This window comes from Stenoxybacter acetivorans DSM 19021, assembly GCF_000745895.1.
In the GTDB taxonomy this organism is placed as follows: Bacteria; Pseudomonadota; Gammaproteobacteria; order Burkholderiales; family Neisseriaceae; genus Stenoxybacter; species Stenoxybacter acetivorans.
On sequence record NZ_JQKE01000027.1, the window covers coordinates 1 to 12,336 of the forward strand.

At 51.1% G+C, this 12,336-nt stretch carries 7 protein-coding genes; all 7 read left to right on the plus strand.

The window, feature by feature from the left end:
- A partial coding sequence (locus Q384_RS04925; RefSeq protein WP_037586346.1) for a beta strand repeat-containing protein occupies positions 1-7,617 on the plus strand: 7,617 nt, incomplete at its 5' end.
- 167 nt (positions 7,618-7,784) lie between these two features.
- Entirely contained in the window at positions 7,785-8,054 is a 270-nt protein-coding gene (locus tag Q384_RS04930) for an HP0495 family protein (RefSeq protein WP_037586347.1), read from the plus strand.
- Positions 8,055-8,657, plus strand: a complete 603-nt coding sequence (gene lipB, locus Q384_RS04935) for a lipoyl(octanoyl) transferase LipB (protein ID WP_037586348.1) — start codon at positions 8,055-8,057, stop codon at positions 8,655-8,657.
- A gap of 42 nt (positions 8,658-8,699) precedes the next feature.
- Positions 8,700-9,269 (plus strand): hypothetical protein, encoded by a 570-nt coding sequence (locus Q384_RS04940; RefSeq protein WP_156956455.1) that lies wholly within the window; start codon positions 8,700-8,702, stop codon positions 9,267-9,269.
- Positions 9,270-9,288: 19 nt separating this feature from the next.
- Positions 9,289-10,248: a lipoyl synthase gene (lipA, locus tag Q384_RS04945; RefSeq protein WP_037586350.1), complete on the plus strand. Its 960-nt coding sequence runs from the start codon at positions 9,289-9,291 to the stop codon at positions 10,246-10,248.
- Positions 10,249-10,259: 11 nt separating this feature from the next.
- Entirely contained in the window at positions 10,260-10,973 is a 714-nt protein-coding gene (locus tag Q384_RS04950; protein ID WP_037586351.1) for an alpha/beta hydrolase family protein, read from the plus strand.
- On the plus strand, positions 10,970-12,247 hold the full coding sequence (bioA, locus tag Q384_RS04955; RefSeq protein WP_211251082.1) for an adenosylmethionine--8-amino-7-oxononanoate transaminase: 1,278 nt from the start codon (positions 10,970-10,972) through the stop codon (positions 12,245-12,247). Before Q384_RS04950 ends, bioA begins: the two co-directional genes overlap by 4 nt.
- Positions 12,248-12,336: the final 89 nt, after the last annotated feature.

Genomic DNA, 12,336 nt, shown 5'->3' on the forward strand with positions numbered 1-12,336 from the left:
ACTGAAACCGTTAAAGATGCCACCCCGCCTGTAATCGAATTTGATAAACCGATTGCCGGAGATAATGTATTTAACAAGACCGAAGCCACAGGTTCTGCTGTGATTTCAGGTACTACTGATGCTGAAGACGGACAAAAAGTAACCGTTAAAATCAGCGATGGTATCAGTGTGGTATTGGCAAATGCCACAGTGAAAGGCGGCAAATGGCAGATCAGTAATGTAAACATCAGCGGCTTGCACGAAAGCAAACTCACGCTCACAGCAGATGTGAAAGACGCAGCAGGTAACAGCGCGAAGCAAGCCACAGCCAATGCAGATATGGATACCTCTGCACCGAGCAAACCACTGGACTTGGTCGATTACAAAGACGACATCGCCCCGGTAACGGACGACCACAGCACTGCGCCGAGCACCAACGACGCCCGTCCCGGCTTTAACATCGGTAAAGGACTGAACGACACACCGACGCTGTATCAAAAAGACAGCAGCGGTGCCTGGGTAAAAATCGACAGCGACTACGACGCATCGGCGGGCACACTCACCCCCAAAGCCGATCTGGCGGACGGCGATTACGTCTTCAGCTACACCCTGACCGACGCCGCCGGCAACGAAAGCGTTCACAGCAACGACTTCGGGTTGAACATAGACAACACCGCCCCGGTACAAGGCGTCAGCATCGTCAAAGCACTGGACAACGTTACACCCAAAACCGGCGACTTAAACAGCGGCGACTACACCAACGACACCACCCCCGAACTGATCGGCACCCTGACATCCGCATTGCAGGCCGGCGAATATCTGAAGATATACCGAGACGGCAGCGAAATCGGCACAGCGGCTGTTACCGGCACCCAGTGGCGTTACACCGACAGCACCGGCTCCCTGAAAGACGGTAGCGCCTACGAATACACCGCAAAAGTATTTGACGCCGCGGGGAACTCAGGTGGTACGTCTAACAAATTTGTGCTGAACATCGACACCTCGGCACCAAACATGACCGTATCCATTAACTTCATACACGACGACGTCGGCACCCCTGCCGACTACGGCAGCGGTCACATCATCGACGACTCCACCCCGCTGCTCAAAGGCACCGTCGGCACCGTATTGGCGGCGAACGAAGTGGTGGCGGTTTACCGCAAAGACGGCAGCGGCGCAGAAGTGAGGATAGGTGAAGCGAAAGTAACCGGCACCGGCTGGACCTATCAGGATTCAGGCTTAGCGGACAACACCGACTTTACCTACAGAGCGCGGGTGGAAGACAGCGCCGGACAAAACAGCGGCTGGTCAAACGACTTCACCGTCACCTTACAAACCGGCGGTTCAACCAACACCGCAGTGATTGATAAAATAGAAGACGACTATGCACCGCAGCCGAACGGCACGGCAGGAACAGTACAAGTTGCCCACAACGGCTGGACGAATGACAAAACGCCCACACTTTCAGGCAGCCTGAGCAACCCGCTGGCAACCGGAGAGACACTGCACCTTTACCGCACCGACAGCAAAGGCATCGTAACCGACTTAGGCGCAGTGAGTAGCGTCAGCGGCACCGGCTGGACACACACCGACAGCCTGAGCACAGACGGCGCTTATACCTACACCGTTGCCGTCGTCAGCGGCGCGGGCAATGCCGGCGCGCATTCGAGTGCGTGGACCATCAACCTGGACACCGGCGTACCGGCGCACACCGTTAAAATAGACGACGTCCAAGACAACAAAGACCCCGGACAAGGCAGCATCGCGAACGGCAGCGTCACCAACGACGACACCCCAACGCTTTCAGGCAGCCTGAGCCAAACCTTAAGCGGTACAGAAAAAATCTTCCTGTACCGCAAAGACAACGGCGGTGCCTGGGTCAAAATAGCCGAACTGGAGAACGGCATCAGCGTAAACGGCTTAAACTGGACTTATGAAGATTCCGGATTGGGCAGCGGTTCAAGCTATGAATACAAAGCCCAAGTAGAAGACGCCGCGGGCAACCGCAGCGCGGAATCGAACAGCTGGGGCTTTGACGTAAACTTCAGCGGCGCGAGCCAAGGCATCAGCATCCGCATCGTCAAAGACGACACCCTCCCGCAAACAGGCGACGTTGCCAACAACGGCCACACCAACGACTTGGAACCGGAACTGCAAGGCAGCATCACCACCGCCTTACAAGCGGGCGAGTACATCCGCATCTACCGCAGCGAGAACGGCGGCGCGAAAGTGGATTTAGGGACATTCACCCTGGCGGCGGGTGCCACCGCATGGAGTTATACCGACAAATCAGGCAGCCTGACAGACGGCAAATCGTACACCTACACCGCCCACGTCGTGGGTGCAAACCAAGTGGAAGGCGCGGCGAGCAATCCCTACACCATCAACATCGACACCACCGTACCGACACAGCAAGTAACGATCGTCAATTACAGCGACGATCAAATTGCGCAGACCGGCGACTTCGGATTTAACGTACCGACCAACGACACCACCCCGCGGATTAACGGCACAACGAATGCGGCATTGTCAGCGGGCGAATACGTCCAAATTTACCGAGACAACGTCAAAGTGGGTACAGCCGTGGTGAGCGGCACCGACTGGCACTATGACGACAGCGGATTGCAGGACGGCAAATCGTACACCTACACCGCCCGCGTCATTGATGCGGCAGGCAATGAAGGCGCAGTGAGTGCACCGCAGACATTGAATGTGGACACGAGCGCACCCAATATTACCAATACCACATTCACTGTGGATTCAGTGGCGGGTGATGATGTTGTGAATACAGCAGAAGGAGCCAGCAGCGCGGTTGCCATTACCGGCAAGCTCATCAATGTACCTGCTGATGCCGCTGCAGTGGTTACTGTGTGGGTGAACAATGTCAGCTATATTGCCACGGTGCAGGGTACTGACTGGCATGTTGATGTTGCGGGCAATGATTTGCTGGCAGATGCAGACCACAAAGCCGAAGCCGAAGTGGTGTTTACTGATTTGGCAGGTAATATTGCCGCCAAACAAGCCGACCGTGCTTACAGCGCACAAATCACATTGCCCACAATCACCATCACCACACCGATTGCGGGTGACGGCTATATCAACGCTGCTGAAGCACCTGCTTTTGACATCAGCGGTGTGGTCAGCGATGTGCAAGATGGGCGCGTGGTGAACGTGGTGATTAAAGACCTGAGCAATGGTCAGCAGGTGTATCAAGGCACTGCTACCGTTGCTGCCGGTAAATGGACGGTTAGCGGCGTGAATTTAAGTGGTGTAAATAAAACCGACTTGCAGATTGACGCGAATGTTACCGACCAAGCCGGTAATCCGGCTGCCGATTCGGCAAATGTCAAATTGGATGGTGTAATACCCACTGCATCAGTGGAATTAACCGCCATTACCGACGACACCGGTGCCGCAGACTTTATTACCAGCGACAACACGCTGATATTCAACGGCATCAACAGCGCATTGGAAGCCGATGAGAAAATTCAAATCAGTTTGGATAAGGGTGTTACCTGGCATGATGTGAGCATGACCGGTGCGGCCACGTGGACATTTGACCACCAAACCGTGCAGCTGCCCGATGGTGTGAATACTGTTCAATTGCAGGTGATTGACGCAGCGGGTAATAAAGGTGCGGTGGTGAGCAAAGACGTTACCATTGTGTCCGGCAGTCCCAATGTTACCGTTGACATCACTACGCTTACCCCTGACAGCGGTGTACAAGGTGACTGGATTACCAATGCTGCCGACATCAGCATTGGCGGTACTCTGAGCCGTGCGCTGAACGCAGCCGCAGGCGAAAAATTACTGCTTCAGCGCGATAACGGTACTGTGATTGACATTACTCAGTTTGTAAACGGTACTGACTGGAACTATGCCGATGCGGCTTTGACTTCAGGCAGCCATGATTACAAGTTGTGGGTGGAGGATAACGCCGCCAACAAAGGCAGTGAAGCAAATCAAAGCGTAACCATTGATATGAGTGCACCCACGGCAGCACTGGACATCACCGAAATCAGTGAAGACACAGGCATTGCCGGCGATTTTAAAACCCAAGACGATACACTCATTTTCAAAGGCACGGTCGGCGTACTGGATGCCGATGATAAGGTGCAAGTCAGCTGGGACAATGGTCAAACTTGGCATAATGCGGTGGTAAACGCGGCAGCGGGAACGTGGTTGTATGACAACACCAATGTGAGCTTGGCCGTTGGAACTTACAATTTGCAAGCGCAGTTGGTGGATGCGGCAGGTAATATTGGCACAACAACCAATCGGCAAATTGTTATTCAGAGTGCTACTCCGCCCGTCGGCGTTACCAGCACTTTCCTGATTGACGTGGATACTACCCACGGCTTACCGGCAAGCGGTTCGGGAGACAGTAACACCCGCACCGGGGTGGACAATGACTTGATCACTCGTGATGCAACACCCAACAGTATTTCCGGCAAATTAAACCGCGCATTGCTGGCAGGAGAGATTCTGCAAATCTCCAAAGACAGCGGTAAAACGTGGCAGGATTTGGCGGTGAGCAACGGTGTTGATTGGCAATATACCGATACTCAACCCGCATTCACCACAGATGCCGAGACTGCTTACGATATGCAGGTAACGGATGCCGTTGGTTCGGTGCACAGCATGATCAGCCGTACCGTGAAAGTGGATTTAACTGCGCCGAACGGCATTAACACGGCACCGATAGTGCCGCAGCAAACCGTAACCGGCCAAAGTTTCAATTTCAGCGATGTTCAGTATGGCAAAGTGGAAGCCGGTACGAAAGTGGCATTGATTGATGATGTGAATGCCAACAATATGTATCAAGAAGGCTTGGATAAAGTGCTGGCATGGGCAACTGCCGATGCTGATGGCAAATGGAACATCACCGGTTTGCAGCTGGCAGGCGGCAACCACAGTTTGGCATTTTTGGTATTCGATGAAGCCGGCAATATTTCGAGTGCCAGCCCATTTACCAATACAGGTACTTCTACTTCGCAAACCGGTGCAGAAGAAAAACTTTTGTCTTGGGGCGGAACCACTGCGACTGCTGTTAAAAATGGTTTGGGTTTGAATGCCGCTGCTGCCACCATTGATGTCAACGGCAACTGGAGTTTTTTCCAAAGCGTGGGACGTGTGAGGGGCATGCCGGGCAACGGCGATATCAATGGCGGAGATGATGCTACAGCCAATGCCGGACGGGTTTACACCGTTAATGATCCGCAAAAAGATGCTTATTCTTCCGCTTACTTAGCGCAGCCGGATAACCTAAATGATAAGGGCTATCAGCAATATGTAAACAGTGCCATGTTTGTGGATTTAAACCGCGATGGCTTTATTGATGTCATGAGCCAAATTTCCAGTTATGACAACGACGGGCGCACTGCTTATTGGATGAATAACGGTAACGGTACTTGGAGCGCGAAAACGGTAACCCAAGGAACAAACAACCACTTGGGCGGTGCGGTGGCGTATGACCGTGAGGGTGATGGCTATCTGGACTTTGTGCTGGCAGATTCGGCAGCGGACTCTATTTCGTTTATGAAAAACAGGGGCGGTGTGCTGGGTTATGAAGACAATGTGGTTAATGGCTCAGGCACCAGTACCGAAAACGGCAGGCCGCCGTTCGGAAACTATACTATTCAGAATGGTTTGGGTACAGGTTCGGTAACCGGTATTACGCCGCCCAATAATCTGTCGGTGATGCACGAAATCGGTACGGCAGACTTGGATAATAACGGTACTATTGACATTCTGGCGCACACTGACATGATTGCCAATGGCAGCATTAACAATAACCAACCGAGGAATGGCAACCAGCGCAGTATGGGTATTTTTTACAATACCGGCAACCAAACTCAAGGTTTCACCTATGTAAACAAACCCAATGTTTTTGACGGAGACCCCACCCACGACAGCGGTAAATTATCACAATCGGTAACCATGGGTGATTTTAACGGCGATGGCTGGCTGGATGTGTATCTTAACCGTGGTTCCAGAGGGGGCAAGTCCAGTGCGGAATCCCGTATTTATCTGAATGACGGTACAGGCAAGCTGAATGCTGCCGATGCACAAGCCCTGTGGTTTGGTGATAACACCTCGGGCGGTACTTCGTTTGCGGTGGACTGGAACTTCGACGGCAAAATTGACGTGATTGAAGTACCGCGCCAACATACAGATGGGGCAGAAAATTTGGTTACTTTGCCGGGTACTGATATCAATAAAGCACCGATGCTGTATCTCAATGACGGTTCGGGCAGGTGGGGTCAAAGTGCTGCTGCCAAAAATACCATTCAATTGGCAAAAGTAAACAACAATATTACCGGTGCCGTGGTGGTGGACTATAACTGGGACGGTTCACTGGACTTGATTTTGTATCAGCATAACAACAACTCCAGGCTGAACAGCGGCTGGGATAATACTGCACGCAGCATTATCGTGAAAAACGCAAACATTGCTGCTGACGGTACAGCCATGCATGTCCGTATCGTTGATGGTTTCGGCATCAATACGTTCTACGGCAACACCGTGAAGTTATACGACAGCCACGGCGCGTGCGTTGCTACTCAATTGATTAACCCGCAGTCTTCAGGCTCAAGCAATTCCATGGGCTTGGTGAGTTTCTACGGCTTAGACCCCACCGAAACATATTCGGTGCAAATGCTCAATAGCGTGAATGGTGCTGCCAAACATGTTGGCAGCACGGCAGCGCAGGGCGGTTACAGAAATGGGGTGATCAATACCAATTGGGGTGATTTAAAAACCACACTGTCTTCTGATGCCTATGTACTGACTGCCGAGAGTATGACGAGTGCCAATAATGCCGGTACAGCCAGCGGTAGTGCGAGTAATCCGTTTAAAACCGGTATTTCCGGTACAGGCTACAATGACCATTTCTTTGGTACGCTCGGCAACGACTACTATAACGGCGGCGGCGGTTGGGAAATCGATAAAACCGGTCAGAAAGTGTGGTCACAAACCGGCGGTCAAGATGTATTGGATTACAGCCGCTTAACCGGTTGGAAAACCGTTATTGACACCGGCGCAGGCGTGGTTGCTAAATCAAAAGCAGGTCAGAACTCGTACGTGGATTTCTTTGTCAATATTGAGAAAATCATTGGATCGGGTGATTCTGATACGATTGTCGGCAGCAGTAAAGACGATGTTTTTAACGGCGGACAAGGCGATGACGTGTATATGCTCGGCACGGGCGGTTCCGATACCATTGCCTTTTCTGTGCAGGATAAGACTGCCGCCGATGGTACTGCGGGCAACGGTACTGACGAAGCCCTGAATTTCCATGTGGGTAAAGTAGGAGCAGACGCCAATGCCGATGTCATTGATTTGCATCACTTGCTGAGCGATTACGGCGACACACCGGGCATGTACCGTGAAAGCGATGGGGCTTGGCAATTGAATGTATCCTCGCAAAATCTGAGGCAGTATGTGGACGTGTCTTATGATGCCAATGCCAAATTCACAGGTGTTGATACCAACGGCAATCCCATTAGCAGCGGTTTGGGTGCTACCATCATCGGTGTGGACTTAAAAGGCACCGGCAACTTCAGCAATGTGCTGAAACTCTATGACGTGCAGACTGACTTAGAGACTTTGCTGGCGAATAACCAATTGGTGCTGTAAACGATTATTGAGTCTGTCTGGTTGAGGGGAGACAGAAGCTGCCTGAAAATATTCAGTTCAGGCAGCTTTTTTTACTTTACAGGCAGCCTGACTTGTATTTATTTGAATTAACCTTATTTGGATAAAAATAATTTTGCTTGTCTAATCCGTCTGAAAGGAATGCCGATATGAGCGAAAACCGTCAAAACAGCATTATTTTTCCGCAAGATTTTCCGATTAAAGTGATGGGCGCGCAGCACCCTGAATTTACCGCAACCGTTTTGGACGTGGTGCGCCAACACGCCCCCGATACCGCAGATGAACAGGTTAGAACCCGCAACAGCAGTCAAGGCAATTATTTGAGTGTCACAGTGACCATTCGTGCTGAGAGTCAAGATCAATTGGACAATATTTACCGGGCATTAACCGCGCATCCCATGGTAAAAGTGGTGCTGTAAATGAAAGTGGTGCAGCTGGGTTTGCGTGATTACACCGAAGTTTTTGCAGCCATGCAAACCTTTACCGATGTCCGCAATGAAAACACTGAAGACGAGTTGTGGGTGGTTGAACATTTGCCGGTGTTTACGCAGGGCATGGCGGGCAAACCCGAACATGTTCTGGCAAACAGCGATATTCCGGTGGTGCAAATCGACCGAGGCGGGCAAGTAACTTATCACGGACCCGGTCAATTGGTGGTGTACACCATGATTGATTTTAAACGGCGCGGTATTTCGGTGCGCGAATTGGTGAGCCGTTTGGAAAATGCCATTATCAAAACTTTGGCAGCTTACGGCATTGCGGCGGCGGCAGACGCCAAACGCCCGGGCGTGTATGTCCAGGAAAGCAAAATCGCTTCTTTGGGCTTGCGGATTAAGCGCGGCGCGGTGTATCACGGGCTGGCATTGAATGTGAACATGGATTTAACACCGTTTACGTTGATCAATCCGTGCGGCTACGCCGGTTTGGCGATGACGCAAATTGCCGATTTGATTACACCTTGCCCTGAAATGGCTGAAGTGGCCGACACATTAACAGGCTGCCTGAAAGAACAATTGGGGTAAAATGGCGCGGAGTGTCTGGTCTTAATGTGAATGGAGCTTGTTGTGAAAAAACAAATAAGGTCAATTTGCTTCTCATTGTTGTTGCCGAGTGTGGCAGCGTGCGGCACGATTCAAAGTACACCTGAGCCTGTATTTATCAGCAAAGCTCAATGCCGCAAGGCAGTGTGCCGCCCCATTCAAAATACACCGATGCCGGAAAAGAGATTGGCAGCAATAGATACACTTTGTATTATCAAAAAAGAAATCCGCCATTTTGGCAGTGATGTGGACTTTTTTACGGTGTTGCAGCAGCGGGTGCAGCACCACGGCATTAAAACGATTGTTATCGAAGAGGGTGATGATTCAGCGTGCCGATACAAATTGGATTATCAAGTAGATGATATACCTAAGTATCTGTGTCAAAAATCTGATGATAATAAACCGATGTGCGAAAGCCGATTAGCCGATAATGAGGGCACGGCAAACCTCACTTATCATACCAAAGGCATGCTTCGGTATGATACTGCTGTCTATATTATTAATTCGATGGTGGATACACTGCTCAATAAAAAAATTTCAGCAGATAACGAGCCTGCTGAAACAGTCATAGAAACCGACGTCATAAGTGAATAAAACGTAAAGATATTTCAGCATGAATTCAGATACTAAACCTCAAAAAGCCCAAGGCGTGAAACTCAAAGGCGAAGCCAAAGTGGCGCGGATTCCGATTAAAGTTGTCCCGCTGGAACAAAAAATCAAAAAGCCCGAATGGATACGCGCCAAATTGCCGAGCGGGCAAAAATTTTTTGAAATTAAAAGTATTTTGCGTGAGCAAAAACTGCACACCGTGTGTGAAGAAGCCAGTTGTCCGAACATTGGCGAATGTTTCAGCAAAGGCACGGCAACGTTCATGATTATGGGCGATATCTGCACCCGCCGCTGCCCGTTTTGCGATGTGGGACACGGACGCCCCAATCCGCTGGACAGCAATGAGCCGCAGCATTTGGCGGATTCGGTGGCGGCAATGAAATTGCGTTATGTGGTGATTACTTCGGTGGACCGCGATGATTTGCGTGATGGCGGTGCGCAGCATTTTGCCGATTGTGTAACTGCAGTGCGTACCCGCAGCCCGCACACCCAAATTGAAATTTTAGTCCCCGATTTTCGCGGACGCATGGACATTGCCTTGGCTGTTTTGGCGCAAACACCCCCAGATGTGTTTAACCACAACCTCGAAACCGCGCCGCGCCTCTACAAGCAAGCGCGCCCGGGTGCGGATTACGCCCATTCTTTGGCACTGCTTAAACACTATAAAGCCGCGAAACCCGAAGTGGCGGCCAAGTCGGGTTTAATGGTGGGGCTGGGTGAAAGTGATGAAGAAATTCTGCAAGTCATGCGTGATTTGCGCGAACACGATGTGGACATGATTACCATTGGTCAGTATTTGCAACCCAGCAGCGCACATTTGCCCGTGTTGCGTTATGTAACCCCCGAACAATTCAAAGCATTGGAAACCGCCGCCTACGAAATGGGCTTTAAACACGCCGCCATCGGCGCAATGGTGCGCTCCAGCTATCATGCCGATGTGCAAGCAGAGCAGGCGGGTGTTTAAGATCAGCAGCCATGAATATCTTTCTCATCACCGGCTGGGGCATGGGTGTATCCGCATTGCAGCCGCTTCAGGCAGCGTTGCAGTGTTGCGGGCATGAAGTCATTCTGTGTGATGTTTTTAATCCGTTTGACGCGTTGCAACGAGCTACCATACATCGGCAGGCGGCCGCTGCCGATGTGTTAATGGGGTGGTCGCTGGGCGGACAACTGGCGGCATGTTTGGCACAAGACGGGCTGAAAAGCGGCGGGAAACGTCAATATTTAATCACATTAGCATCAAACCCATGTTTTGTGGCAAACCAATCGTGGTCTTGCGCCATGACAAAACCTGTGTTTGAACGTTTTCAATGCGATTGGCAGCAACAGCCATCGGTTGCCTTAAAACGTTTTATCGGTTTGGTGTGTATGGGTGCTGCCGATGCCAGAGCCGATGTGCGTACTTTGCAAAATCTGATTTCGCCGCCGCCGGAAAAAATGCTGGCAGACGGATTAAATGCCTTGCGTGATTTGGATTTAACCGATATTTTGCGCCGCTATCCTTATCCGCAATATCACCTGCTGGCACAACACGACGCTTTGGTGCCGCACACACTTTCAGGCTGCCTGAAAACACTGAATGCACCGCATTTGCATGTTGATGTTTTGCCCAATGAGAGCCATGCTTTTGCGGCACTTCGGGTACAATCCGCGCTTCAATACATCTGTGCTTTTTTGGACTCATTATGACCGAATTGAGCGATCCGTTTGATTGCGTTCACCTGTGGCATCCCTATACATCTACCACCCACCCATTACCTGCTTTTAAAGTAAAACGGGCTTACGGCAGCACCATTGAATTGGCAGACGGCAGCCGTTTAATCGACGGTATGTCGTCATGGTGGTGCGCCATTCACGGCTACAATCACCCTGAACTCAACGCCGCTGCCGCCGCGCAATTGCAAGACATGGCGCACGTGATGTTCGGTGGCTTTACCCATCAACCTGCCATTGATTTGGGTAAACTGCTGTTGCAAATCGTGCCGCCGAATTTACAGCGTATTTTTTATGCCGATTCCGGTTCAGTGGCGGTGGAAGTTGCGTTGAAAATGGCGGTGCAATACCAAACCGCACGGGGCATGGTGCAAAAAACCAATTTCATCACCCCGCGTTCGGGCTACCACGGCGATACATGGAACGCCATGTCGGTGTGCGATCCTGTGAGCGGAATGCACCATATTTTCGGCAGCAACCTACCAAATCGCCTGTTTGTCCCCGCGCCGCAAAGCCGTTTTGACGGCGAATGGAACGACAGCGACATCAGCGTGCTGCGCCAAACTTTGGCAGAACACCACCCGCACATTGCCGCCTTGATTCTTGAACCCATTGTGCAAGGCGCGGGCGGCATGCGTTTTTATCACCCCGAATATCTGCGCCAAGCCCGCTTGTTGTGTGAAGAATACGATTTATTGCTGATTTTTGATGAAATTGCCACCGGATTTGGGCGTACAGGTAAATTGTTTGCGTGGGAACACGCAAATGTACAACCCGACATCATGTGCATCGGCAAAGGTTTGAGCGGCGGCTATCTGACTTTATCGGCGGTTTTGACCACGGCTGCCGTTGCAGACACCATCAGCCAAGGTGAAGCGGGCGTGTTTATGCACGGCCCCACCTTTATGGCAAATCCGCTTGCCTGCGCCATTGCCCTCAAAAGCACACAATTATTATTGGCGCAAGATTGGCAAAGCACCATACAGCGCATTGAAACCCAATTGCGCCAAGCACTCGAACCCATGCGTGATTTTCCTCAAGTTGCCGACGTTCGCGTTTTGGGTGCGATTGGTGTGGTGGAGCTGAATCAGGCGGTGAACATGGCAGCGTTTCAGGCAGCCTGTGTTGCCCGCGGCATTTGGGTGCGCCCGTTTGGTAAGCTGGTATATGTGATGCCGCCGTATGTTATTACACCGCAGGAATTGGCTTTTTTATTGACACAATTAACGGCTATTCTGCAAAGCGAGTGATTCAGAATAAAAAAGCAACAGATAATTCATTACATTAGAATGAATAAAGAAGAAGTGAAGTGCCGTTGCGGCAATTTAAATCCGCAAAC